Origin of the sequence: Candidatus Thalassolituus haligoni (genome assembly GCF_041222825.1) — a bacterium.
In the GTDB taxonomy this organism is placed as follows: Bacteria; Pseudomonadota; Gammaproteobacteria; order Pseudomonadales; family Oceanobacteraceae; genus Oceanobacter; species Oceanobacter antarcticus.
Genome location: NZ_CP139482.1, coordinates 738,122 through 764,885, shown reverse-complemented (window position 1 = coordinate 764,885; position 26,764 = coordinate 738,122). Strand labels below are relative to the sequence as shown.

At 55.4% G+C, this 26,764-nt stretch carries 21 protein-coding genes; 11 read left to right on the top strand and 10 right to left on the bottom strand.

Annotated features, from left to right (window positions below):
* Positions 1 to 27: 27 nt before the first annotated feature.
* The 5 genes from SOJ49_RS03425 to rsgA all read left to right on the top strand — a co-directional run bounded on the left by SOJ49_RS03425 (position 28) and on the right by rsgA (position 5,272).
* Complete coding sequence (locus SOJ49_RS03425; protein ID WP_369856830.1) at positions 28 to 1,074, top strand: aliphatic amidase; 1,047 nt, start codon at positions 28 to 30, stop codon at positions 1,072 to 1,074.
* A gap of 13 nt (positions 1,075 to 1,087) precedes the next feature.
* A complete protein-coding gene (locus SOJ49_RS03420) occupies positions 1,088 to 2,263 on the top strand; it encodes an AAA family ATPase (RefSeq protein ID WP_369856829.1) in 1,176 nt (391 codons plus the stop codon).
* Positions 2,256 to 3,488, top strand: coding sequence for a formamidase (gene fmdA / locus SOJ49_RS03415; protein ID WP_369856828.1), 1,233 nt, complete (start codon positions 2,256 to 2,258; stop codon positions 3,486 to 3,488). The genes SOJ49_RS03420 and fmdA overlap by 8 nt, the downstream gene beginning before the upstream one ends.
* Positions 3,489 to 3,578: 90 nt before the next feature.
* A complete protein-coding gene (locus SOJ49_RS03410) occupies positions 3,579 to 3,965 on the top strand; it encodes an FmdB family zinc ribbon protein (protein WP_369856827.1) in 387 nt (128 codons plus the stop codon).
* 278 nt (positions 3,966 to 4,243) lie between these two features.
* Entirely contained in the window at positions 4,244 to 5,272 is a 1,029-nt protein-coding gene (rsgA, locus tag SOJ49_RS03405; protein ID WP_369856826.1) for a small ribosomal subunit biogenesis GTPase RsgA, read from the top strand.
* 28 nt (positions 5,273 to 5,300) lie between these two features.
* On the opposite strand, the gene SOJ49_RS03400 is transcribed toward rsgA, so the two are convergent.
* Positions 5,301 to 6,206, bottom strand: coding sequence for an OmpA family protein (locus SOJ49_RS03400; protein ID WP_369856825.1), 906 nt, complete (start codon positions 6,204 to 6,206; stop codon positions 5,301 to 5,303).
* Between the two features lie 89 nt (positions 6,207 to 6,295).
* Positions 6,296 to 7,147, bottom strand: coding sequence for a flagellar motor stator protein MotA (gene motA, locus SOJ49_RS03395; RefSeq protein ID WP_369856824.1), 852 nt, complete (start codon positions 7,145 to 7,147; stop codon positions 6,296 to 6,298).
* 81 nt (positions 7,148 to 7,228) lie between these two features.
* Here motA and SOJ49_RS03390 point away from each other — a divergent pair, with 81 nt between their 5' ends.
* The 3 genes from SOJ49_RS03390 (at position 7,229) to asd (ending at position 11,060) form a co-directional block, all read left to right on the top strand.
* Complete coding sequence (locus SOJ49_RS03390) at positions 7,229 to 9,049, top strand: hypothetical protein (protein WP_369856823.1); 1,821 nt, start codon at positions 7,229 to 7,231, stop codon at positions 9,047 to 9,049.
* Positions 9,050 to 9,150: 101 nt separating this feature from the next.
* Positions 9,151 to 9,975, top strand: a complete 825-nt coding sequence (locus SOJ49_RS03385) for a sulfurtransferase (protein WP_369856822.1) — start codon at positions 9,151 to 9,153, stop codon at positions 9,973 to 9,975.
* 65 nt (positions 9,976 to 10,040) lie between these two features.
* Positions 10,041 to 11,060 carry an archaetidylserine decarboxylase gene (gene asd, locus SOJ49_RS03380; protein WP_369856821.1) on the top strand — a complete coding sequence of 340 codons (1,020 nt, stop codon included), beginning with the start codon at positions 10,041 to 10,043 and terminating at the stop codon, positions 11,058 to 11,060.
* Here asd and SOJ49_RS03375 read toward each other — a convergent pair.
* The 3 genes from SOJ49_RS03375 to efp all read right to left on the bottom strand — a co-directional run bounded on the left by SOJ49_RS03375 (position 11,054) and on the right by efp (position 13,191).
* Complete coding sequence (locus SOJ49_RS03375) at positions 11,054 to 11,398, bottom strand: hypothetical protein (protein WP_369856820.1); 345 nt, start codon at positions 11,396 to 11,398, stop codon at positions 11,054 to 11,056. The two genes, asd and SOJ49_RS03375, sit on opposite strands and share 7 nt — an antisense overlap.
* A 151-nt stretch (positions 11,399 to 11,549) precedes the next feature.
* Entirely contained in the window at positions 11,550 to 12,476 is a 927-nt protein-coding gene (epmA, locus tag SOJ49_RS03370; protein WP_369856819.1) for an EF-P lysine aminoacylase EpmA, read from the bottom strand.
* A 148-nt stretch (positions 12,477 to 12,624) separates the two neighbouring features.
* Positions 12,625 to 13,191: an elongation factor P gene (gene efp, locus SOJ49_RS03365; protein WP_369856818.1), complete on the bottom strand. Its 567-nt coding sequence runs from the start codon at positions 13,189 to 13,191 to the stop codon at positions 12,625 to 12,627.
* Between the two features lie 35 nt (positions 13,192 to 13,226).
* On the opposite strand from efp, the gene epmB reads away from it, so the two are divergent.
* Entirely contained in the window at positions 13,227 to 14,252 is a 1,026-nt protein-coding gene (epmB, locus tag SOJ49_RS03360; RefSeq protein ID WP_369856817.1) for an EF-P beta-lysylation protein EpmB, read from the top strand.
* Between the two features lie 231 nt (positions 14,253 to 14,483).
* Positions 14,484 to 16,586 carry an EAL domain-containing protein gene (locus tag SOJ49_RS03355; protein WP_369856816.1) on the top strand — a complete coding sequence of 701 codons (2,103 nt, stop codon included), beginning with the start codon at positions 14,484 to 14,486 and terminating at the stop codon, positions 16,584 to 16,586.
* Positions 16,587 to 16,612: 26 nt separating this feature from the next.
* Here the strand turns inward: SOJ49_RS03355 and serB are convergent, their stop codons facing one another.
* The gene (gene serB / locus SOJ49_RS03350) at positions 16,613 to 17,860 is read right to left on the bottom strand and encodes a phosphoserine phosphatase SerB (protein WP_369856815.1); all 1,248 of its coding nucleotides are present in this window, start codon (positions 17,858 to 17,860) and stop codon (positions 16,613 to 16,615) included.
* Positions 17,861 to 17,894: 34 nt separating this feature from the next.
* Positions 17,895 to 18,065: a hypothetical protein gene (locus tag SOJ49_RS03345; RefSeq protein WP_369856814.1), complete on the bottom strand. Its 171-nt coding sequence runs from the start codon at positions 18,063 to 18,065 to the stop codon at positions 17,895 to 17,897.
* A gap of 253 nt (positions 18,066 to 18,318) precedes the next feature.
* Here SOJ49_RS03345 and SOJ49_RS03340 point away from each other — a divergent pair, with 253 nt between their 5' ends.
* Positions 18,319 to 19,656 (top strand): adenylate/guanylate cyclase domain-containing protein, encoded by a 1,338-nt coding sequence (locus SOJ49_RS03340; protein ID WP_369856813.1) that lies wholly within the window; start codon positions 18,319 to 18,321, stop codon positions 19,654 to 19,656.
* Between the two features lie 64 nt (positions 19,657 to 19,720).
* Here the strand turns inward: SOJ49_RS03340 and SOJ49_RS03335 are convergent, their stop codons facing one another.
* From SOJ49_RS03335 to SOJ49_RS03325, 3 genes are all read right to left on the bottom strand, one after another.
* The gene (locus SOJ49_RS03335) at positions 19,721 to 20,311 is read right to left on the bottom strand and encodes a tRNA-uridine aminocarboxypropyltransferase (protein WP_369856812.1); all 591 of its coding nucleotides are present in this window, start codon (positions 20,309 to 20,311) and stop codon (positions 19,721 to 19,723) included.
* Positions 20,311 to 23,157, bottom strand: coding sequence for an excinuclease ABC subunit UvrA (gene uvrA / locus SOJ49_RS03330; RefSeq protein WP_369856811.1), 2,847 nt, complete (start codon positions 23,155 to 23,157; stop codon positions 20,311 to 20,313). Before uvrA ends, SOJ49_RS03335 begins: the two co-directional genes overlap by 1 nt.
* Before the next feature lie 302 nt (positions 23,158 to 23,459).
* Positions 23,460 to 26,735 carry a type I restriction endonuclease subunit R gene (locus SOJ49_RS03325; RefSeq protein WP_369856810.1) on the bottom strand — a complete coding sequence of 1,092 codons (3,276 nt, stop codon included), beginning with the start codon at positions 26,733 to 26,735 and terminating at the stop codon, positions 23,460 to 23,462.
* Positions 26,736 to 26,764 lie beyond the last annotated feature (29 nt).

Sequence of the window (26,764 nt, the reverse complement as noted above, 5' to 3'; positions counted from 1 at the left end):
CCAAATCTGATTCAAAGGAGAATCCTCATGCGTCATGGTGATATTTCAAGCAGTAACGATACCGTCGGCGTTGCCGTGGTGAACTACAAAATGCCGCGCCTGCACAGCAAAGCCGAGGTGCTCGACAACGCCCGCAACATTGCCGACATGATCAAGGGCATCAAGCAGGGCCTGCCGGGAATGGATCTGATTGTCTTCCCTGAATACAGCACCATGGGAATCATGTACGACCACGATGAAATGATGGCCACGGCAGCCACCATTCCTGGCGACGAGACCGAAATTTTTGCCGCCGCCTGCCGCGCCGCCAACACCTGGGGGGTATTTTCCCTCACTGGTGAACAGCACGAAGAACACCCCAACAAAGCCCCCTACAACACCCTGGTGCTGATCAATAACAACGGCGACATCGTCCAGAAATACCGCAAGTGTATTCCCTGGTGTCCGATTGAAGGCTGGTACCCAGGCGATCGTACCTACGTCAGCGACGGCCCGAAAGGCATGAAGCTGAGCCTGATCATTTGTGACGACGGCAATTACCCGGAAATCTGGCGCGACTGCGCCATGAAAGGCGCCGAGCTGATTGTGCGTTGCCAGGGCTATATGTACCCGGCCAAGGAACAACAGGTGATGATGGCCAAATCCATGGCCTGGGCCAACAACTGCTACGTCGCCGTCGCCAACGCCACCGGCTTCGACGGTGTTTACTCCTACTTCGGTCACTCCGCCGTGATTGGCTTCGACGGCCGCACCCTGGGGGAATGCGGCGAAGAAGACATGGGCGTGCAGTATGCCCAGCTGTCGCTGTCGCAGATTCGTGACGCCCGCAAAAACGATCAGTCACAGAACCACCTGTTCAAACTGCTGCACCGTGGCTACACCGGCGTGCATGCCTCCGGCGATGGCGACCGGGGTATTGCCGACTGCCCGTTCGAGTTCTATCGCACCTGGGTCACCGATGCTGAAAAAGCCCGCGACGACGTTGAAGCCATGACCCGCAGCACCATCGGCACCGAAGAGTGCCCTGTGGGGGATCTGCCAGCACCGGAAAAAACCATGGAATCCGGTTCCTGAGGCGCTGACGACCATGGTGTTCATTAACGATCGTCTGCAGCAGCGTCAGCCGCCATCAGCAGGCCAACCGGAGTCGGCCAGTCCGGCGCTTTACTCCCGCTTTGCTTTTGATCCGGCCCAGCTACAGCAGCAACTGGAAAGCCAACTGGTGGGGCAGAGTCAGGTCATTCGCAGTTTGCGCCGCCAGTTGGATGTGCTCAAGGCGGGCCTCAGTGACGGTCGCCGCCCCTTGCTGACGGCACTGTTTCTGGGAGATACCGGGGTAGGTAAAACCGAAATGGTGCGGCGTATTGCCGAAGCCATTCATGGTGACGCCAACCGCTTCTGTCGCATCGACATGAACACCCTGTCGCAAAGCCATTACAGCGCCGCCATCACTGGTGCACCGCCGGGCTACGTTGGCAGCAAGGACAACCTGACCCTGCTCAACGAAGAACTGATCAATGGCAGCAGCACCCGCCCCGGCATCGTGCTGTTTGATGAAATTGAAAAGGCCAGTCCAGAAGTAGTGCGCAGCTTGATGAACATTCTGGATAACGGCGAACTGACACTGGCATCCGGCCAGAAAGCACTGCACTTCCGCAACACCCTGGTATTCATGACCAGCAACATTGGTTCACGCCAATGGCAACAACACAGATTACGCCCGTGGCTGCCGCAAGCCTGGCAGACCAGGCTGCAACAGCGGGTACAACAACAGGCACTGGAAAGCCACTTTGATGCGGAATTCCTCAACCGTATTCATTGCATCGAACGCTTTGCCAACCTGAGTCACGAACACCTGCCACGGGTGGTGATCACCCTGCTGGACGAACTCAACCAGCGCCTGAACAAACACCAACTGACCTTGCTGCTCGACGATGCCTGCCTGTTCTGGCTCAGCCGCAGCGGCTTTGACCAGCAGTATGGTGCCCGTGCGATCCAGCGGCTGTTCCAGCGCCAGGTCGTCGCGCCCTTGGCCAGTTACCTGCTCACCCTGCCCCAGTCCCAGCAACCGCGTCAGCTGCGAGCGCTGCTATGCGATGGCGAACTGAGTTTCAGCGCCGCTGCTGTGACCAAACCCGCAACCGACCCGACGGATTCAGCATTACCCCGCACCAACACAACCCGACAAGACGGTGCTACTGCCGTCGATCCACACGTTTTTTCCAAGGCTGTACTTGCCAATCAAGGAGCAAACCATGACTGATACCATCATCAAAATTGACCTTAACCAGTCTGCCTACGACAACGACAGCGTCCACAACCGCTGGCACCCGGATATTCCCATGGTGTCTACGGTAAAGCCCGGTGATGATTTTATTATCGAGTGCTACGACTGGACCGGCGGCCAGATCAAAAACAACGATAACGCCGAGGATATTCGTGATGTCGACCTGACCCAGGTGCATTTTCTGTCTGGCCCGGTGGCGATCGACGGTGCCCAGCCAGGTGACCTGCTGGAAGTCGATATTCTCGACATCGGCACTTTTGCCGAACAACAGTGGGGCTTCAACGGCTTCTTTTCCAAAAAGAACGGCGGCGGTTTCCTGACCGACCGTTTCCCCGAAGCACAAAAATCCATCTGGGACTTCAACGGTATCTACACCAAATCCCGTCATGTACCGGGCGTTGAATTTGCTGGCATCCTGCATCCCGGTCTGATCGGCTGCTTGCCATCCCGCGATATGCTGGACACCTGGAATCAGCGCGAAAAAGAATTGTTTGATACCAACCCGGATCGCGAACCGGCCCTGGCCTGTTTGCCTTACGCCGACACCGCCCATATGGGGCGGATGCAAGGCGATGCCAAAGCCGCTGCTGCCGCAGAAGGTGCCCGTACAGTGCCACCGCGAGAGCATGGTGGTAACTGCGACATCAAGGATCTGACTCGAGGGGCAAAGATTTATTTCCCGGTCTACGTCGACGGTGCAGGTCTGTCCGTAGGCGACCTGCACTTCAGTCAGGGTGACGGCGAAATCACCTTCTGTGGTGCCATCGAAATGGCTGGCTGGATTCACTTGCGCGTCAACCTGATCAAGGATGGCATGAGCAAATACCAGGTGAAAAACCCGATCTTCAAGCCCAGCCCGCTGGTACCCAAATACGATGACTACCTGATCTTTGAAGGTATTTCCGTTGATGACACAGGCAAGCAGCACTATCTGGATACCAGCCTGGCTTACCAACAAGCCTGTATGAATGCCATCAACTACCTGACCAAGTTCGGCTACAGCGAAGCCCAGGGTTACGCCATCATTGGTTGTGCACCGATTCAGGGACATATCAGTGGCGTGGTCGATATCCCCAACTCCTGTGCCACCCTGTGGTTACCTACCGACATCTTCGAGTTCGATATCAAGCCGTCAGCGGATGGCCCGGTCAAACATCTGGATGGCTCGGTGAATATTCCGAAAGCAGCGGATCTCGACTGACCACAACAACCCAGACACCGCTGCCGGGGTTGCTCCGGCAGCGGTTGCTCTATCAACAATTGATGATAAAAACTGCCGGAGATACCCGCCATGCCCATGTACGACTACAAATGTCCCAGCCACGGCGTTTTTCAGGAACTGGCCCCGATGCAGCAGCACGACCAGCCCCAGCCCTGTCCCCAATGCAACACCCGTTCGGCACGGGTGATTGTCTTGCCTCCAGCCATTGCCAAGGTATTAAAAGAAACCCGTGAAGCCATGGAGCGCAACGACAAAGCCCGCGAAGCACCCGAAGTGATGAGCACCAGCCAGTATCAGGAAAGGGAGAACGAAAAAAAAGAACGCCAGCGGTTTGATCATCGCCACCAGCATGGCAAGGACTGCGGCTGTGGCAGCAAACGCAAGAGCAACCTGATGTACACCGCCAATGGCGACAAGATGTTTCCTGGCATGCGGCCATGGATGATTAGCCATTAAATACACGCGACTGAACAACACGCACATCAACAACACACCATCACCACCGTGCTGGCAAACGCCAAAACCGGCAGAATAAACCTTGCTGCAGGGACGCATACCGGTATTTCAGACGCCACACTGGCAGCTCGCTCTTTGCTGCCATGCGTGTGGTGCCGAACGCGGCATGACTCGGGACTGAAAACCGCACTCGGCAGGCGTCGATCACCCCGGCTACAGCTTGCGCTTAGCGCAGCCAGCGCGGAGAATGGCGGCCGAATCGACACTCCGAGTAACGCATGGCCAAACGAAAGCTCACCAAAAAACAATCCTGGCGCATCACCAAAATCCAGGAAGAAAAAGCCCAGCGCGCCCAGCAAAAAGAGGCGGTGATTTCCGATCAGCTTAACGCCGGTGAATTAGGCGATGAAATGCACGGCCAGGTGATCGCCCATTTTGGTGCCCAAGTCGAAGTGGAAGATAACGAACGCAACATCTACCGTTGTTTTTTACGCGCCAACCTCGGCTCACTGGTCACCGGTGACCGCATTGTCTTCCGCCCGGCACCGGCCAATGCCCTGGGTGTCAATCAGGGGGTGGTGGAGATGGTGCAGGAGCGAGAATCAGAGCTGTCGCGCCCCAACCCCTACAATGAGATCAAACCGGTCGCCGCCAATATCGATTTTATTGTGCTGGTGATTGCCCCCGAACCACACGCCCACGCCAACCTGATTGACCGTTACCTGGTGGCGGCAGAAAACTGCCGGATCGAGCCAATTATCCTGCTGAACAAGATCGACTTGCTCGACGAGCTGAGCCTGTTTCACCTGGAGCCGCTACTGCAGCGTTATGCCTATCTCGGTTACCGCATTCTGCAAGTGTGCGCCAACGACCCCGACAGCTTGGGAGAGCTAAAAGAATTCCTCAACGACCGTGTCAGCGTATTTGTTGGCCAGTCTGGGGTCGGCAAGTCGTCGCTGATCGGCACCCTGCTGCCCGATGAAGAACTCAAGGTTGGCCCGCTATCGGAAAACACCCGCAAGGGGAAACACACCACCACCACTGCCCGGCTGTACCACTTTCCGGCGGGTGGCGATCTGATTGACTCGCCGGGAATCCGCGAGTTTGGCCTCTGGCACATGAGCGAAGATGAGGTGTTGTACGGCTTCCGTGAGTTACGGGCGCTGGCTGGCCATTGCCGCTTCCGTGACTGCCATCATGAAACCGAACCCGGCTGTGCACTGTTGCAAGCCGTGGATGAAGAGCTGATCAGCCCGGAGCGGTTTATCAGCTACAAACGGATCGTCGAGACCCTGTCGGAACTCTGATGCCTGCCCGATAAAACAGCACGGCTGACTATTCCATCTGATTGGGTGGATTATCGTAGCTGTTATCGGGCTGGTTACGTTGCTGCTGCACCCGCTGGAGGGTGCTATCCGCCGCCGTACCGCCATCTGAACGCGATGAGATCTCGCCATCTTGCAAGGCCTCGTTGCCCGACAAGCTCTCACTGCGCTGTCGGTTCAACAGCAGCAGCGCAATACGCCGGTTCACCGGTGCCTGGGGATTGCTGCGATCGTACGGGGCCGTGTCGCCCATACCGATCACCTGAGCGATTTGTGGCTTGCTAACACCCGCTTCCATCAAGGCCCGGCGGGCCGCATCCGCCCGCTGCGCGGACAGCAGCCAGTTACTGTCTTCTGCCGCTTGCCCGCTCGGACTGGCCGGGTAAGCATCGGTATGCCCGGTTATCGATAGCCGCAAACCGGAAGCGGCCAACACCGGTGCCAGTTCCCAAAGCATATCTTCGGCGTAATAGGTCAGCACCGCCTGGCCAGACTCAAACAGCGGCCGCTGCTGACGATCAACTATTTGCAGCCGTAAACCGTCCGTAGTGATATCCAGCAGCAGTTGATTCCGAAACGGGCTTAACGCCGGGCTGGCCAGAATCAAGCGCTCAAGTTGCTCGTATACTTCTTGCTGTTGCTGTTGCTGCTGTTGTTGATCATTGTCGTCGCCTCGATCCGGGGCCGGTTGGCGATTAATCATCGCATCCGAGTTCCCTGACTGACCGATATTAGCCAGCACCGAAGGCGAGCCGCCAAGGTCAATGGCTGCAGCTGATGGCGCACGACGGCCCTCAATAAAAGCCTGCGGATCGGCAAAATAGCCAGAAATAGCCTGGCGTTGTGCTTCGGTCGAATTACTGATGATCCACAGCACCAGAAACAGCGCCATCATCGCCAGGGCAAAATCGGCCATGGCTACCTTCCAGGCACCCCCGTGTTCTTCGTGCCCGCGCCGGGGGCTGCGTCGAATGATGACCGGGGGCTGAGGGCCAAGATGCTCCATCAACGTCCCCGCAAACGGGATTCAAGTTCATTAAAAGTCGGGCGACTGTGGCTGTACAGCGCCTTGCGGCCAAACTCCACCGCCAGCTGCGGTGCAATCCCATGCAGCGAAGCAATAATGGCGGCCTTGGCGGCATCATAAAGTTTGATTTCGTCTTCTGCCAGATGCTTCAAGTTGGCACTGACTGGCCCCACCAGGCCGTAGGAAAGCAACACCCCGGAAAATGTCCCCACCAGGGCAGCCGCCACATGCGCACCAATTTCGGCGACATCACCACCAATCGCCCCCATGGTGATCACGATTCCCAGTACCGCCGCCACAATACCAAAACCGGGCAAGGCATCGGCGACTTTACCTAATGCCACACCCGGTTGTTCCAGTTCATTCAGCCGGGTGTCGATTTCCTGATCCATCAGTCCCTCCAGTTCATAAGCACTGAGATTGCCGACGACGATGATGCGGAAATAGTCAGCCACAAAATTGGCCAGCTCCGGATTTTTTTGCACGCTGGCGTAACGAGCGAAAATGGCACTGGCCTGAGGGTTGTCGACTTCCGCTTCAATGGCCATCAAGCCTTCGCGACGGGACTTGCCGAGAATGTCATAAATCAGGCTGAGTAATTCCATTTGGCGGGTCTTGTGATGGTGCGCGCCGAAGATCACCGAGGGCAATTGCCGGGCACAGCGTTTCACCACCGACCAGGGATTGGACAGCAAGAATGAACCCAGTGCCGCACCGACAATAATCAGCACTTCAAACGGTTGCCACAACGCCAGTAATTGGCCGTGTGACATCACAAAGCCAAACAGGACGCTGCCAAAAACAATCACCATCCCTATCAAAAACAACATGTGGTTATTCAGCTCCCCAAGGTCAATCCGGTAATCCTGTCTATAGTTAAGGACATGACTCTCAGTTACACAAACGCCGACATGAAACCAAACCTCCGCCAGTACAGCGAAAGCCCGTTTAATCGCCAGCAGCAGGACACTGTTTTTGCTGTTGGGCCTTTGCCTATCCTCGAAGAAACCCGTACCCGCCTGCACGCCCGCCTGCGTGACCGCCAAATCACCTTTAATGACCTGGCCCCTGAAGTCGAACGCGATCCGGCCCTGTGCCTGCAATTACAAAGGCTGGCGGTGGAGCAAAATCCGGATTGTCTGGAACAGATCAGCGGTGCTGCCAATTGTTTGTCCTTACTGGGGATGCAGGAACTGGTCAGGTTGGTAAAACAGCTGCCGGTCATAACCACTGACACTCTGGACGAGGGTGAACAGGCGTACCGCACCGCGCTGCAAAACGCTGCTCTGGCGGGCAGGCTGGCCGCACTGTGGACACAACAAAAGGGCAATATCAGCCCACACTACGCGCACTGGGCAACCATGCTGGCGGCCGCGCCACTCTGGCCCTGGCTGTTATCTGTCCCGCCAGCCCGCAACTGGTTGTATTACCTGTCGCTCGGACTTGAACCCTGGCAGGCGCTGCAGGCGATCTGGGGCAAGGATCTGAAACCCTGGCAGCGACTGGTGACACATATGCATTTACCGCCGTTGGCGCGTGAGGTCTGGAATCCGCGCAAGCATCCAACACCACAACAATGGCAGGCGCTACGTCGTTGTGATCCCCGTGATTTACCCGCCCAAACCGGTCGGCCACTGATACACCTGGGACAGCAACCAGTGATGACCACATTGTTGTGTTGTCACCTCGCCTGGCATCTGCACATCCACCCTCGAAGCCAGCGCAGCACCCGTTGGTTGACACTGATCAGCCACTGGCTCGGCAAGCCCGAGAGTATGGTGACCAACCAGCTCCGAGAAACACTGTTGGACGTGAGTCATCAACAGGGCAGTGCCTTTGCGACCGGACTGCACCAGCTGCTGCATACCTCGGCTCATGATCACCCAGCCGCAGGCATCCAATACCCCTGGGTTGAAACCCGGCCAGCGCCTGCGGTTGCAACTCCCGTTGCGGCAACACCGGATATGTCAACACCGGATATGTCAACGCCGGATATGTCAACGCCAGCAGCTTCGGCTATTCCCGCGACATCGAACCCTCGACCGACTCCACATCTACCGCCATCGCCATCGCCATCGTCATCGCCATCGTCATCGTCATCGTCATCGTCATCGCCAGCGCCATCGCCATCGTCATCGGCAGCGGTGCCAGCCCAGGCAGCGGCAGCCGCGCCGGTAGCCCGATCAGCCCGACACAACCTGGCAGCCCTGCAACAACGCATGCAACAGGATGCCCGCAGTTTTGGCGACTGGCACAGCCTGGTCTCCAGCCTGCTCCATGGCATCCGGCTGGGGTTGTCCGTGCCATTTGCCGCCTTGTGGCTGCCCAACCGTGACAAGACCTGCCTGCGACTGATTTACCAGGAAGGCATTCCCGAGCAGCAACCAATCGTCGGCCTGCAATTGCCGCTGGATAAAACCAGCCTGTTCAGCAAACTGATGGAACGTAATGCCGGTATCAGCCTGCATCCGGGTAATCGCCAGCAGCTGCTGCGCGGCATACCGCCCGTATTGGCGCAACAACTGCCAGATCACGCCATGCTGATGTCGATCAGTGCCGGAGCCAAACCCATCGGCATCGTCATGGCGGGCACACTGGACAGCAATCAACTGGCCATTAGCGCGAGCGACTACCCGCATTTCAAATCGCTCTGTCATTACGCTTCCCAGGGGCTTGCCTGTCTGCGCGAGCAATCGCTGGAGCAACAAAAAAGCGCCCGCCACAAGACCTAATCTTTTTTAGTAACTGTTTTCCAGTACGGCTTTACGCCTGACAGTCGCCGTCGGCTTGGATACACTGCATCTTTGCGACCTGTTTATCCGGAGTATTGTTCATGAGCCAACTGCCGCTGCTGCTGGAACCCCGGGCGCTTGCTGAGCGACTGCCACTGAATAACGTCCTGATCATTGATCAGAGCAAACGAGAAACCTACCTCCAGCACCATATTCCCGCTGCCGTACATCTGGACTTCAAACGTCTGCAGTTGGGTATTGCCCCAACGCCCGGTGCCCTGCCATCGCTGCAGCAACTGTCCGAGGTCTTCAGCCAACTGGGACTCACCGCAGAGACTCATGTGATTGCCTATGACGACGAAGGCGGCGGCTGGGCCGGACGACTGCTCTGGGTACTGGATATGATCGGCCATCGTCACTACAGCTATCTCAATGGCGGCATTCACGCCTGGCTGCAAGACGGCCTGCCGACCGAGTCTGGCGAGGTGATACCGACGCCATCGGGTTACTCTGTCAGCCAATTGCAAGACGGCTTTTCCCTGACCAAGGAAGAGATACTGGCACGCCTCGGCCAGCCGGATTTTGCCGTTTGGGATGCTCGATCCCAGGCCGAATACAACGGTGAAAAAGTGATTTCAGCCCGTGGCGGCCATATTCCCGGAGCCGTGAACTACGAATGGACACTCGGCATGGACAAAGCCAACGGCATGCGCATCAACGAACTGGAAGCCTTCCGCAGCCTGTTGTCGTCAATGGGACTGACCGCCGACAAAGACATTGCCACCCACTGCCAAACCCATCATCGTTCCGGTTATACCTATCTGGTGGGCAAGATTCTGGGGCTGAAGATGAAAGCCTACCCCGGCTCCTGGGCAGAATGGGGTAACGATCCGTCAACCCCGGTCACCACTGGCAACCAGCCTTGAAACCAACCTAAACAAACAACCATTTCCGGCCAAGGATGCCTGGCCTAATAAAAGAGAGTCCCCCCTTGTTAAAAGATGATCTGTTTATTGCCAGCCAATACGTGCTGCCCCATCACTGGCTGTCTCGTCTGGTCGGCAAACTGGCGGCCAGTGAGAACACCTGGCTCAAAAACCAGCTGATCACCCGGTTTATCCGCCAATACGATGTGCGCCTCGACGAAGCCCAGCGGCAGCATCCCCAGGATTTTCGCAGCTTTAACGATTTTTTCACCCGCGAATTGTTGCCCGAAGCTCGACCACTGGATAACGCTGCCGATAGCCTGCTTTCCCCGGCTGACGGTGCGGTTTCCCAGATTGGTCATATCCAGCGCGGGCGTATCTTTCAGGCCAAAGGACAGGAATTCTCCCTGACCGAGTTACTGGGTGGTTCACGCCCGCGAGCCGAAGATTTTGTTGGCGGCAAGTTCGCCACCCTGTACCTGTCACCACGAGATTATCACCGGGTGCATATGCCGATGGCTGGCAAACTGCGCGAAATGATCTACGTGCCCGGCTCTCTGTTTTCTGTCAACCAGACCACCGCCGAGCGCGTTCCCGGACTGTTTGCCCGCAACGAACGACTGGTGTGTATTTTTGATACCGAGCATGGCCCGATGGCCATGGTGCTGGTTGGTGCGATGATTGTTGCAGCGATTGAAACCGTCTGGGCGGGCCGGATAACGCCACCGACCCGCGAACTGAAAGTGACTGATTATCGCGACCCACAGCCGGTTGAACTCGACAAGGGTGAAGAAATGGGCCGTTTTTGCCTGGGTTCCACCGTGGTGCTGTGTTTTCCGGATGGCATGGTCGACTGGAGCAAGGAACTGGAAGCGGGCAGCCCAATTCGTATGGGCAGCCGACTGGGTTCAATCCGGGCGTTACAAACAGAGGAATCTGCGCCGATCGAAAACACGGCGACGGCAATCGATGCTGAACCAGCCGTGACGACTGACAATGCAGAGGCAGATGCCGATGCCGAAAATGTCAGCCCTGATAACGCTGACACGAGATCAACCACAACGGACGATAGCCGCAGTCAGTAATCACTCCCCGCACTGACACCACGCAAGCAACCGCCGGGCATGTCCGGCAGGTTGCTCTGTGGCCGGATACGTAATGACACCCATTGCTGGCTGCCATCAAGGTGAATATCGGCAAAACGCCATTGTTGGCTGAGCTGCTCATTCTCAGGCCAGATCACCCGGCTGAGCGAGCCCATTAACCGGGCCATACGTCCGGCGTCAGCAGAGACCAGATGCACCAGGGTTTGCTGGTCGTACTCCGCCACCAATGCGACCGGCACCCGAATCTGCAAACCCCCGCCAACCCCAATTCTGGCGATCATCAGTTCACAATCAATGTCAGCTGCTAAAGCTGTCAACGGCATACCTAAACCCAACAGCAACAGGCCCCAAACCGTATTCCCAACCGACATTTCCAGACCTCCACAAGATGAGTGAAAATCTGACCATATTCCGCTGTTAAGTAGGTCGGCGAATCAGCAAGTAAATGCAATAGTTTGGTTATAAATGTCAGGCACGCGACCAGTCGAAACTCAGCACCTCGGCGATCACCGTCGATTGCAAGCGCTGCATCAAGATTCGATCCAGCCCCATGGCCACGCCAGCACATTCAGGCAAGCCCGCTGCCAGCGCCGCCAATAAGCGTTGGTCGACCGGGCGTCCGTCAGCCTCATTGGCAAAACGACGGGCCTGCTCTTGCGCATCGGTCAGCTCATGGTAGCCATTCGCCAGCTCTGAGCCGTTCCAGAACAATTCAAAGCGCTCAGCGACCTGATAGCCATCCTCATGCTGGCGGGTTTTTGCCAACGCCGCCTGAGATGCCGGAAAGTCGTACACAAAGACCAGGGTGTTGGTCGGCAGTGCCGGTTCGACAGCGTGGCTCATGATAATGTCGAGCCAGCCATCGCGGCTCAACTGCAAGTCGTGACCCGCCAGTTGCTGGCCTCGTGCGGCCAGCACTGCATCTGACGCCTGACAAGGGTTGATACCGGCATACTGCTCCAGCGCTTGCTGGTAAGTCAGTGTCAGTAACGGCCGATCATCCGGCAAATCCAGCAGCTGGGTGACCAGCTCGGCCACTTCCGCCATCAACTGCTGCTCGTTCCAGCCCAGCCGATACCATTCCAGCATCGAGAATTCCGGGTTGTGGCGACGACCCGCTTCACCGCGCCGAAAGACTTTGCAGATCTGGTAAATATCACCACTACCGGCACATAACAGCCGTTTCATCGCATACTCGGGCGAGGTATGCAGATAGCGACCATCCAGGGTTGCCATAGGTTCTATATTGGGGTCGCACACCGGCGCTTGCGCCAGTATCGGAGTTTCAACTTCCAGTACCTGACGATCGGCAAAAAACCGGCGGATGTGTTGATACAGATCGGCTCTGGCCTGAATCGCCGCCAGACTGGCAGAAGGGATCCAGCGTGTGGTCATAACATTTTATACTCTACAGGGATCATCTATTTAATCCGCTGCCCACTCTGGGCTTTTGGAGGGCTTCGAATCCCGAGGCCGGTTTTGCAGACACAAAAAAGGGAGCCAGTGACTTGACTCCCTTATGGACGACGCCTCAGCGCCGCGATCAAGCGCGGCTGACGTATTCACCAGAACGGGTATCGATACGCAACGTATCGCCGATATTGATAAACAGTGGTACTTTCACCACCGCACCGGTTTTTAATGTCGCGGGCTTGCTGCCACCCTGAGCAGTATCACCTTTGATGCCGGGGTCGGTCTCTGCCACTTCCAGTTCAACAAAATTGGCCGGAGCAACCGTCAGAATCGCACCGTTAAACAGGGTAATGACATAGACATCCTGTTCTTTCAGCCATTTGACCGTATCGCCAACCGCTTCGGCAGACGCACCGTGCTGTTCAAATGAACCGTCGGTTGCCATGAAATGCCAGAATTCTCCATCGTTGTAGAGATATTCCATGTCAATTTCCATCACGTCGGCACCTTCGAGCGAGTCGCCAGACTTGAAGGTTTTTTCAATCACCCGGCCGAGACGCAGGTTGCGTAACTTGACGCGGTTAAAGGCCTGACCTTTGCCGGGTTTTACGTATTCGTTCTCAATAATGGAGCACGGCTCTCCATCCATCATGACTTTAAGACCGGATTTAAATTCGTTGGTAGAATAGTTCGCCATTTCGCAATCCAATTAGAGTAGGACATTTTTATAAAGTGCGTATCATAGCGCGATCCGCTGCCATTGAGCAGCAAGACTGGCAACAGATTCTGGCCAGCGCCATCCGTAGCCCCGAACAACTGTTCGCGGCACTTCGTCTTCCAGCGACCGACCTGAGCGCCCGCCAACAGGCAGCCAGCACATTCCCGCTGCTGGTACCCGAGCCTTATCTGCGCAAAATGGAACCCGGTAACCCCGATGATCCGCTGTTACGTCAGGTCATGCCGGATGCAGAAGAACTGGTCGCCATGCCCGGTTACGTCACCGACCCACTGGGTGAACAGCAAGCCAATGTCACCCCTGGCATTGTGCACAAGTACAACGGCAGACTGTTGTTACTCGCGGCGACCGGCTGTGCCGTCAACTGCCGCTACTGCTTCCGGCGTCATTTTGACTATACCGATAACCGTCTCAGCCGACGCCAGTGGCAAACAGCTCTGGATTATGTACGCGATGACCCGTCGATCAGTGAAGTGATTCTGAGTGGCGGCGACCCACTGATGCTGAAAGACGACGCCCTTGACGAACTGCTTGAAGCGATCGGGCACATATCCCATGTCCGGCGTTTGCGTATACATACCCGGCTGCCCGTAGTCATTCCCCAACGTCTGACCGATCACCTGATTCAACAGCTCAGTGCCAGCCGCCTGTCGATCAGTCTGGTGTTACATATAAACCACCCCAACGAGCTGGATGCGCTGTTTCGGCAATATATCCAGCCCTTGCGCCAGGCCGGAATCACTCTGCTGAATCAGTCGGTGTTATTAAACGGCGTCAATAACCGGGTGGATACTCTGGTCAATCTCAGCCAGTCTTTATTCGATGCAGGCATTCTGCCCTATTACCTGCATCTGCTCGATCCGGTAACAGGCACACATCACTTTGATAACCCGGAACAGGAGGCGCTTGTCCTATACCGTCAACTGCATCAGCGACTACCCGGCTACCTGTTACCCAGGCTGGTACGCGAAGAGGCAGGTAAGGCAGGTAAGTCATTGATTCTTATGGATGACAATTTTTGACAGACAGATCACTCATTATTTGTCATATGTCGCTACAATCTGCAGTTATCTACTGACTGGCATGACATTAACTGTCTGTTGTTACTGCCTGCTGTCATAATTTGTTCCTGAAGAGCAAACAGTATGTCCTTCTGCTTGCAGCTGACCAAGATGGGCTTTATTGACCAACTTTGGGTACAATTAGACAAACAACGTCAGATCATCCAAGAATACGACTGAGTAAACCGAGCAATGGCGAGCAACCAAGAGACGCTACACCTGCTGATTCATACCGAATCCCAGAATGACGCAGAAGGAATTGTCAGTCTGTTGCGGAACTCAGGCAATGCGACCCGCGCTCATCAAATTACCTCGCTGGAAGACTTTAACGAACAGCTGGAACAAAAATCCTGGGATCTGCTCATTGCCGAAGAAGAAGTAAACGGCATTAACTATCAGGCATTACAAGATCAGATCCGGCGTCTGAACAAGGATCTGCCGATCATTCTGATCAGTCGGGAAATAGACCTGATTGCCATGGAAAACGCGCTCAAGCGTGGCGTGTGCACCATGGTTCCCATGGATGAAACCAATTTACTGGTGCTCGCCCTGCAGCGTGAATTACGCCACCTGAAAAACCGCCGGGAGCTGCGCTCCCTTGAAGTCCGGTTAAGGGACGCCGAAAAACGCTCTCAGGCGCTGCTTGAAAGTTCTCGTGATGCAGTAGCCTACGTCCACGACGGCATGCATATTTTTGCCAACCCTTCTTATCTGGGCATGTTTGGCTACGCATCCGTCGACGAGCTCGAAGGCATGCCGCTGATGGACATGGTCGACAGCTCGGGCCAGGCTGAATTCAAGAATTTCCTCAAAAAATACATGACTGGCCCCCACAAACTGGAAGAGCTCAACACCATTGGTGTTGATGGTCAGGGGCAGTTATTTCCCATGTTGATGCGCTTTTCACCAGCAACGTATGCCGAAGAACGCTGCACCCAGGTCACCATTCGCTCCAACGAAAAAAATACCGCCCTCGAAGCAAAGCTGCGCGAAGTCAGTAATCTCGACATGATGACCGGGCTGTACAACAAGCCCTATTTTATGGCCCAGCTGGAAATTGCAGTCGATAACGCCGTCCTGGGAGGCAGCCACGGAGCCACGCTTTACCTCAATCTTGATGGTTTTGGCAAAATCAAAAGTGACGTTGGTATCAGCCGGGCAGACACGGTTTTGTCTGAGTTATCCCAGTCGCTCAAAAAAGAAATTGGTACCACTCACAGCCTGGCCCGTATCAGCGAAGATATTTTTGCCACCATTCTCACCGGTTATAACGCCGATCAGGCCATGGAGTTCGCAGAACGACTGCGGAATCACGTTGAAACCCTGCTGATCGATATTGGCGACCGCACGATCACCGCGACCGTGAGCGTAGGCGTTGCGTTAATTAACGACACCTGTTCCCGTCCCGAAGACGTGCTGCAAAATGCCCATACCGCGTGTGAACAGGTGCACCAGCAAGCTGATCACGCCAATGGCAATGGCGTCATGCTGTTTGTTCCCAGCGCACCACACAGTGTGGCCCCAAGTGACATAAGCCTTGAAGAAGCCATTACAGAAGCCTTGCGCCAGAACAGCTTCCAGTTGCTATTCCAGCCGATGATCAGTTTGCGCGGTGATGACATCGAACATTATGAAGCTCTGATACGACTGAATCTGCCCGGTGGCCGCGATGCCACCGCCGGTGAACTGATGAACAACCCGGATATCAGTGACGCCCTGAAGCGCAAGGTAGACCGCTGGGTATTGCTGAATACCGTCAAACGCCTGGGAGAACATCGTCAGCAAGGCCATGACACCCGCGTCTTTGTGAATCTGGCAGCACCATCAATTCAGGATGACAGCCTGCCCAACTGGATTGGTGTTGCCATGCGCGCTGCACGCCTGCCCAAAGGCTCGTTGGTGATGCAACTGTCGGAAGACAACGCCACCAAGGTACTGAAACAGGCACAGCAATTTGTCGAATCACTGAATTCTCGTGGTATCACCACGGCCCTCAATCGTTTTGGCTGCTCCCTTAATCCACTGCGTAATCTGCAGCATCTCGCCGTAGAGTACGTCAAGATCGATGGTTCCTATACCAGCGAACTGAATCAGAATCAGGAAAACCAGCAACAGCTGCAAGCCTTGTTGAAAGAACTGCACGAAGCGGAAAAGAAGACCATCATTCCCATGGTGGAGAGTGCATCCATGCTGGCCACACTGTGGCAAATGGGCGTCCATTTTATTCAGGGTGACTACGTGCAGGCACCTCAAGACAGCATGAACTACAACTTCGAGGAAGAAAGCAGCTTCTGATCAGAGCTGCCGAAAACCCATTCAGTCTACCGCTGGCCAGCAGTAGTACACGGCGGCTCGGCAATATCCCGGTCGCGATACCCCAGCAGATACAGAATGCCGTCCAGACCCAGGGTTGAAATAGAGTGACGGGCATTTTCACGCACCAGCGGCTTGGCACGAAACGCAATGCCCAAGCCAGCAATACTCAGCATCGGCAGATCGTTGGCACCGTCTCCCACGGCAATGGTCTGCTCCAGGCGAATACCCTCCTTGGCGGCCAACTCTCGCAGCAATTCTGCCTTGCGCTGGCCATCAACCACCGGCTCGATGACACGGCCGGTAACCACACCGTCCTCCATCTCCAGCTCGTTGGCAAACACATAATCAATACCCAGACGTTGCTGCAGATAACGACCAAAGTAGTTGAAACCACCGGACAGAATAGCGGTTTTATACCCCAGTGCCCGCAGGTTATAAATCAACCGCTCGGCACCTTCGGTAATCGGCAGTCGCTCGGCAATGCCTTCCAGCACACTGGCATCCAGCCCCCGCAACAGCGCCATGCGTTCGGCAAAACTTTGTTTGAAATCCAGTTCGCCCAACATCGCCCGCTCAGTAATGGCTGCCACCTGATCCCCGACTCCGGCGGCACGAGCCAGCTCGTCGATGACTTCCGCTTCGATCAGAGTCGAATCCATATCAAAAGCCACCAAGCGCCGCGTACGACGATAAACATCATCAGCCTGGAAGGCGACATCGACACCCAGCTCGTTGGCTACCTCCAGAAAGCGGGCGCGCAACTCACTCTGATCAGCTTCGCCGCGTACCGAAAACTCAACACAGGCACGGGTATTGTCGTTACTGCTGGCGGCCTGATCCAGTGGCACCCGCCCAGACAGACGGCTGATCTGGTCAATATTCAGTCCGTGTTCCGCCACAATCGCGGTAACACGGGCAATGGCATCGGCCTCGATCGTACGGGCCAGCAGGGTGATGATATGACGGGACTTGCCCTGACCAGCCACCCAGTGCGCGTAACTCTCGGCGGTGACCGGTGTAAAACGGATAGAAAGCCCCAGTTCGTGTGCTTTGAACAACACATCTTTTAATACCGGAGCGGATTCTGCGTTGTCAGGAATCGCTGCCAGAATACCCAAAGACAAGGTATCGTGAATTTCAGCCTGACCGATATCCAGTATGGTGACACCATACTGGGCCAGAATCGCGCTGATACTGGCAGTCAGGCCGGGTTTATCGGCACCGGTTACCCGGATAAGAACCAATTCGGTCACAATGCGTTCCTGTTGCCCTCAGGCGGTTGTCAGTTTACAGCTTACCCAGATCGGTCTTGGCTGCAGCCACGACAGAGCGCAGGTCTTCAATCAGATCGGTAGTTTCATGAGTAGACAGTGCACGGATACGGTCAACACTCATCAGAAACAGGCCTTTTTCCAGCTGTTCCAGTTTTTCTTGCAGAGACTGCTTAACGTCGCTCATGGCGGTTCCTCTTGGGTTCAGTATTGGTCGTCCGATGCCCGACGGAATTGGCATCACTGCCGCTCGGTTCTGGCCATATATCGGGCGGCGCCTATAATACCACCTCAGACAACTCTGACTATCACTGCGATGGTACTGATTGCCGACGGCGAATAATTTCCAGCGTTGCGCACGTCAGTTATGCCGCAAACCGGTATGGTCGTACCAGATCACCAGTCAGACCCCGGATTTCAACACCCTAATGGCGAACCAGATGCAGGTTAAGTTGACCAGAAGTTTTCCTTTCAGCCAGATCTGCGGCCTTGCAGGTGCCACCCAAGTACTGCTACTTGGACTGCTGATTACATTCCTGACCTATAACAACCTCAGCGACCAGCTCGAGCGGCGGCTGCAGCAGGATGCCACCAGGCAGACCCAACGGCTGGCACTGACCCTGGCCCACAGCCTGATCCAGCAAGACCGCATCAGTCTCAACCTGGCGCTGGCGGAGTGGCAACGAGGTGAGGAAATCAGCGCGTTGAGAGTACTGGATACCGACGGCCAAGTGATTGCCGAAATCGGCAAAACCCTCGATAACCGCATCAATATCAGCCGCTCAATCACTCAGGACGACCAGGTGGTCGGTGTCATCCAGGCCGACATCAACCTCGCCGCTGCCCACCGCGACAGCGGCCGTTATCTGTCGCTGGCGTTGATTGCTACCGGGCTAAGCGCCATGTTGGCAGGTCTGATCAGCTATTTTCTGGCCGAACGGGTAGCCAACTACTTGCGAAAACTGTCCCGTACCTTGCAAGGCTGGCACGACGACGAGCCGCTGCAGTTACCGCCCCCGCCCCCCCCGGTGACCGAGTTTGATCAACTTCATACCGAGTTGGGCAACATCCGCGAGCAGGAACGACAACGCCTGGCATTGGAAAAAGCACTTGGCAAGTTTCTCTATAACGACAACAAAGTGCCGGTCAAGGCCACGACCTACCAGCGCTGTGCGCTGATCTACATCGAAATTAGCGAACTGGATGTGCTGCAATCACGCCTCAGTGCCGAAGAGCTGGCCCAGGCTCTGGGCGAGTACCATCGGTTATTGAACCAGGCGGCCAAACTGTATAACGGCAAACTGGATCGCTATCAGGGTGATGGCATCGTGATGATTTTTGGCCTCAACGATGAGAATGAACGCGACACCCTGCACTGCGTCTACGCAGCCCAACTGTGTCTGGGACTGATGCAGTATGCTCGGCAAAAAAATCCCCATCTGGCCGCCATCAGTTTCCGTGCTGCCGCCCACTGGGGGCCGGTATTACTGGCACCACTTGAGCAAGGTGACGAAAGTCATTACAGCCTGATTGGCGACACCCTCTATTGGGCATCGCATCTGGCCCGCCGCAGTGAAGAACACCGCCTGCTGGCCAGCCAAACACTGCTTGGTGAGCTGCCACCCGAATACGGGCTGGAATGGGAAGAAGGCCCAATGGTGGCGGATTTACAAGGTAACGAACAAGCCAACTTCTGGCTCACCGCCCTGCCAGAAAACAGCCGGACGCTGATTGATCGTCAGATATTGCATATTGCCAATATGACAGAGCAAGTCTGAGCAGCCGCAGGGATTACGGTCAGGACGATAATTACCAGGACGATAATTGCCAGCCAGCCTGGGTTCACTTCACCTGACGGGCCTGGCTCTGTGACTGTGACTGTAACTGCAACTCAACCAACCGGTCGAGCACCCCCGCGACCGCATCAAACTCCGACGAAGCCACCAGCCGGTTCAGTCCGGCCACCGCCGCTTCCAGCGTGGACAAGCCATCAGGACGAGGCGATTTGCGAATCGGACGGTAACGACTGAGTTCGGCTGGCGTGAGTTGTAGATGGGGTAATTCTTTCAACCAGGGATTCAGCAACAACAAGCGTCGCACCTTGCGCCAGGTGCCGTCCAGTATCAGCAGCTGCTGACACTGACGCGCCTGTTCGACCGGACACTCGGGCTTGTGCTCCAACGGGAATAGCAAGACGGTGTTCTGACGCCAGCCTGGCCCCAGCAACTTGACTGGATCGTATTGATCCGCCACCACCAGACGACTGTTAGTGATGCTTTTATGCAACAGTGGTGCGGTAGATAAACGGTGACGAGCCTCATCCGGATCCTGCCAGATCACCAGCTCCAGCGGTGCCAACGTGTGCACCAGCGCGTCACACAAACACACACTGGTTGGCCGGTCGCACTGGTGACAGATTGTCCGGCCCGACATCAGCGCTGCCGCTGTTTCGCCACTTCCAGCAACGGCTTGAGGAAGCGGCCGGTATAGGACTGCTCAGCTGCCGCAATCGCTTCTGGAGTACCTTCAGCAATAATATAACCGCCCTTGGAACCGCCCTCTGGCCCGAGGTCGACTACCCAGTCAGCGGTTTTGATCACATCCAGGTTATGTTCAATCACCACCACAGTATTGCCGTGGTCGCGCAACCGGTGCAGCACCTCCAACAACTGTTCAATATCATGGAAATGCAACCCGGTCGTTGGCTCGTCCAGTATGTACAGGGTTTTGCCGGTATCCCGCTTCGACAGCTCTTTCGCCAGCTTGACCCGCTGTGCTTCACCACCTGACAGCGTCGTCGCCGCTTGTCCCAAACGAATGTAACTCAGCCCGACGTCCATCAGGGTTTGCAGCTTGCGCGCCACCGCCGGAATCGGATCAAAAAATTCGCGGGCATCTTCAACCGTCATATCCAGCACTTCGTGGATGTTTTTGCCCTTGTAGCGAATATCCAGGGTTTCGCGGTTATAGCGTTTGCTATGGCAAATATCGCAAGGCACATAAATATCTGCCAGGAAGTGCATCTCCACCTTGATGACGCCATCACCCTGACAGGCCTCACAACGCCCGCCCTTGACGTTAAAGGAAAAACGTCCGGCCTTGTAACCACGGGAACGGGCTTCCTGAGTGCCCGCAAACAACTCACGGACTGGAGTAAAAATGCCAGTATAAGTCGCGGGATTGGAGCGCGGTGTACGACCAATCGGACTCTGGTCAATATCCACCACCTTGTCGAGCAGCCCCATGCCATGCACGCTGTCGTGCTCAGAGGCTTTCAGCGTCGTTGCGCCATTTAAAGCCGTGGCTGCCAGCGGATACAGGGTGCGGTTGATCAACGTCGATTTACCCGACCCCGACACCCCGGTCACACAGGTCATCAACCCCAACGGAATAGTCAGGTCGACGTTATTGAGGTTGTTACCCCGTGCGCCCTTGAGTTTCAGCTCCTTGCCCTTCGGATACGGTGTGCGGATATCGGGCACCTGGATGGCACGGACACCGGACAGATATTCCCCCGTCACCGAGTTCGGATCCGCAGCCACCTGCTCTGGTGTGCCCTGGGCAATAACCTGTCCGCCATGCACTCCGGCACCAGGACCAATATCAATCAGGTAATCGGCACTGCGAATCGCATCTTCGTCATGCTCCACCACCAACACGGTATTACCCAGATCGCGCAAATGAAACAACGTCTGCAGCAAACGGTCGTTATCACGTTGGTGCAAACCAATGGACGGTTCATCCAGGATATACAATACGCCAACCAGGCCAGCGCCAATCTGCGAAGCCAGGCGAATACGCTGGGATTCCCCCCCGGACAAGGTATCGGAACTGCGATTGAGGGTCAGATACTCCAGCCCGACGTTGACCAGAAAACTGAGACGTTCACGAATTTCCTTGAGAATTTTTTCTGCAATTTCGCCTTTGTTGCCTGCCAGCGCCAGGCTGGTGAAATAAGCGTGGGCATCCTCGATCGACATACTGGTGCAGGCATGAATATTTTTATCTTCAATAAACACATTGCGTGCTTCCTGCCGCAAACGCGAACCGGCACACGCCGGACAAGGCTGCACACTCAGGTATTTGGCCAGCTCCTCACGTACCGATTGTGATTCGGTTTCGTGATAACGACGATCCAGGTTGGGCAACACCCCTTCAAACGGATGCTGCTTGCGAATCTGCTCACCGCGCGAGTTCACATAAACAAAACCGATCTCTTCATCACCACTGCCGTACAGCAGTTGCTCCTGCGCCTGAACACTCAACGTCGAAAATGGTACATCCAGCTGGAAACCATAATGCTCAGCCACCGCACATAACATCTGAAAGTAATAAACACTGCGGCGATCCCAACCCCGAATGGCACCCTCTCCAATCGACAAACTCGCATCGGCAATCACCCGATCCGGATCAAAAAACTGCTTGACCCCCAGACCATCACACGTGGTACAGGCACCGGCCGGGTTATTAAACGAAAACAGCCGAGGCTCCAGTTCAGACAGGCTGTAACCACAATGAGGACAAGAAAATTGTGACGAAAACAACAGGGGTGCCGCGTCATCGTCATCCATCGATGCCACCAGCGCCAGACCACCGCTCAGCTCCAGGCAGGTTTCGATGGACTCAGACAAACGCTGCTCAAGACCAGGCTTGACCTTGAAACGATCGACCACCACTTCAATGCTGTGCTTGCGCCGTTTATCGAGATCCGGCGTATCATCCAGATCGTAGATACGGCCATCAATACGTACCCGCACATAGCCCTGAGCGCGCAAGCTATCGAAGATATGCGCATGTTCTCCCTTGCGGTCACGCACCACTGGCGCGAGGATCATCTGCTTGCTGTCTTCCTCCAGCGTCAGAATACCATCAACCATCTGACTGACCGTTTGCGCCTCCAGGGCAACGCCATGATCCGGGCAACGCGGCGTGCCCACCCGAGCGAACAACAAGCGTAAATAATCGTAGATTTCAGTGACAGTCCCCACCGTGGAACGGGGATTGTGCGAGGTGGATTTTTGCTCAATAGAAATCGCCGGCGACAAGCCCTCGATCAGGTCAACGTCGGGCTTTTCCATCACACTCAGAAACTGGCGTGCATAGGTAGACAGGGATTCGACGTAACGACGCTGGCCTTCCGCATAAAGGGTATCGAATGCCAAAGAGGACTTGCCCGATCCACTCAGGCCAGTGATCACCACCAACTTGTCGCGGGGAATATCCAGATCGATGTTTTTGAGGTTGTGAGTGCGTGCACCCCTGACCAGAATCTTGTCCATGCAGCTCTACACCAAGGCAAAAGCGCTATTGTAATAGAACCCGTGTCCAGATACAGGATTGATCTGCTTATTGCACAACAACAGAGTATCCATTCAGTGGCACCTGTCAGACCAAGTGGTTGCTGACCCACGCTGGCACCCAAAAAGACCGCCGTTTGACTTAGCAATATAAATACATCATGACACCGAGAGTGTGCCGGTTGCCGGGGATCCACGGTGAAACCACTACTGCTTGCTATGCAACCACTGCTACAGCTACTACTACCATGTGAATCGGGTTTACAAGCACGCTTCCCACTTGGCTATAGCGACTCCTTCCGGTACTTCTTGAAGTTCTCGGCTTGCTCGAATATTTCTTTGTACACCTCGTCCTTGTCTACAGGCGGATAGCCGTGTTTGGCCAGTAGCAGAATCAAACCCACTTTGAGTTCGGCTTTAATGTCTTCTCGCTGATCCCAGTCGGTGAATTGGGCTTTGTCATCAACCAGTTGTTTTACCGCTTGAGCCAACGTTAACAGTTTGTCTTCCGGGTAGGTGAAGTCGTATTTGATCGCGAGTTTTTTGAGGATGTCGTAGAAGGCTTTTTCTTCCAGATCAATGCCCAGATCAGCAAACGATTCTTTCTCTTTTTTCAGCGCCTGCAGCAGATCAACGATCTGGTCGGAGAAGTCTTCCAGCACGTCGCTCACCAGCACACTGTCTTCATTCCGTTCGTTGTAGTTTTCCACCAACTGGCGGAATTTCTCGCTGAAGTTCAGGCCCTGGGTTTTGTTGACCTTTTTGAAGTCTTCAATGGCGCGGGCCAGCAGTTGCTGCAGCAGCTTGATACGGGTGTTAGGCAGTTTGATCTTTTCGATCTTGGCCAGGTAATCGTCATCGAAGATGTCGACTTCGCCACCCTGGTTTTCGCCCATTTTGAAGATTTCTTCGACGCCGTCGGCTTTTAACGCTTCGGCAATCATCTCGCGCACGCGGGCGTTCATCTTCGCGGTGTCCGGGGCGTTCCCCCGAGTGAGTTTGAACACAATCGAGCGCACCGCCAGATAGAAGTGGATCCAGTCACGTTCATCCTGGTTGATGGATTCCGAGCCACTGCAAATATCAAACGCCGCTTTCAGGCGTTTCACCAGCGCCATAAAACGCTTTTCGATCTTGTCGGTGATCTGCACAAACTCAGCGGCCATATTCAGGCAGTTAAGCTGCTCCAGCGGGCTGCCGCTGAAGTACGGCGTGGTGTCGAACTTGTGGAAAATCTTGCCCAGCAGGTCGAGGTGGTCTTTCACCACAATCACCGACTGCTGTATCTCTTCGATGTTCTGCTGGTCGGCCTTGTTGTAGTGCGCCAGCGCCAGATTCATCTGCTTTTTGATGCCGATGTAATCCACCACCAGGCCTTTCTCCTTGCCTTCAAACTTGCGGTTCACCCGCGAGATGGTCTGGATCAGGTTATGGCGCTGGATTGGTTTGTCGATGTAGATGGTATCGAGGAACGGCACGTCGAAGCCGGTCAGCCACATATCCACCACAATGGCAATTTTGAAATTGGATTCCGCCTTTTTGAACTGGCGACTGAGCATCTCGCGATACTCCTTGGTGCCGAGCATTTCATAAAGCGCTGCCGGGTCATCCTTGCCACGAGTCATGATCATCTTGATCCGTTCCATCGGTTTGATGTCCTGTTTTTCCTTCTCCGACAGCTTGTCGTTCTCTTCAGCAATCAGCATTTCGTTCCATTGCGGGCGCAGGTCGGTCACTTCCTGCCAGAAGCGGTAGGCAATCTCGCGGCTGCTGCACACAAACATGGCTTTACCCTTCAGGGTTGCGCCTTCTTCGATGCGTTGTTCATAGTGGTGAACAAAGTCTTTGGCCAGCGCCTGGATGCGGTCGGGGTCGCCGAGAATGACGTTCATATTGGCGCTGGCTTTTTTGCTTTCCTCGATGGCGTAGTCGGAGCTGCCTTCGTCGGCGCACTCCTTGTAGTACGCCTCGATCTCTTGCAGCTTGTTGTTGTCCAGCACCACCTTGGCGGCGCGGCCCTCGTAGACGATGCGCACGGTGATCTCGTCTTTTACCGACTCGGTCATGGTATAGCTGTCGATCACCTCACCGAACACATCCAGCGTGGCGTCGATCGGTGTACCGGTAAAACCCACATACGTGGCGTTGGGCAGCGAGTCGTGCAGGTATTTGGCAAAGCCATAAGTACGTTTGACGCCCTGTTCGGTGATGCGCACCTTCTGATCCAGATTGATCTGGCTGCGGTGGGCTTCGTCGGAAATACAGATCACGTTGCAGCGATTGGTCAGCAGCTCGATGTCTTCGCTGAACTTGTGAATGGTGGTCAGAAACACCCCGCCGCTGCTGCGCCCTTGCAGCAACTCGCGCAGGTGCTGGCGGCTTTCGACGCTGACCACGGTGTTATCGCCAATGTAGGTTTTGGCGTTGGTAAACTGGCCGGACAGCTGATCATCGAGGTCGGTGCGGTCGGTAATCAGCACAATGGTCGGGCTTTCAAAGGCCACGCTTTTCATCAGCAGTCGGGTTAAAAACAGCATGGTGAAGCTTTTGCCACAGCCGGTGGCACCAAAGTAAGTGCCGCCCTTGCCGTCTCCGCCACGCACCCCGCCCTGGCCATCCGGCACTTTGCGGTGCGCCAGAATGTTCTGATACAAACGGGTGGCGGCGTAAAACTGCGGATAGCGGCAGACGATCTTGTCCTCGCGCTTCGACACATCCGGGAACAGCACAAAATGACGAATCACCTCGCGCAGCCGGGTTTTGTCGAACAGCCCCTGCATCATGGTGTGCAGCGCACTGATGCCGTCGGCCTCGATGGTTTCGTGGCCGGTGATCTTGCGCCAGGTGTAGAAATACTCGTAGGGCGCAAACAGCGAGCCCATACGCGAGTTGACGCCATCGCTGATCACACACAGGGCGTTGTACTTCATGAGTTCGGGAATATCGCGGGCGTAATATCTGGTCAGCTGCACCCAGGCATCGTGAATGGTCGCTTCCGGACGAATCGCGCTTTTAAATTCAAACACCACCAGCGGCAGGCCATTGATATACAAAATGGCGTCCGGTTTGCGCAGTTCATTACCCTCAATCTCCAGCTGGTTGACCAGCTTGTAGATATTGCCGTCGCCATAGGCGGTTTGTGGATCGTTCACCGCAGCGGCTGCCAGGGTTTCTACCTCGCCTTCTGCTGGCACGCGCTGCTCGGGCAACCCGGCATAGTCAATTAGCTGGATATACAGATCTTTTTTACTGCGCTGTTTATCCCCGGCGGCAGGCTCGCGCTTGAGCAAAAAACCATCGGCCACCCGACGGTGAATGGTGCGGTTGCTGTCGTACAGATCGGCGGCGGGCAGCTTCTCCAGCTGATGGATAATGGTGTCGATTTCAGATGCAGTGATCTGCTCGGTGGCGTAGCGTTTGCCCAGATAAGCGCGTAAATCCTCCTTGATCAGCACCCCGGATTTCGAGCGGCCCAGCGACCCGCCGGGTATATGCGGAAAACCCTGCTGCCCGAGCAATTCGATAATGGCCTGTTCCAGCCTGGCTTCAGTAAAGCTCATCCCTGATTCCTTTTTGATGGCAGCCAGGC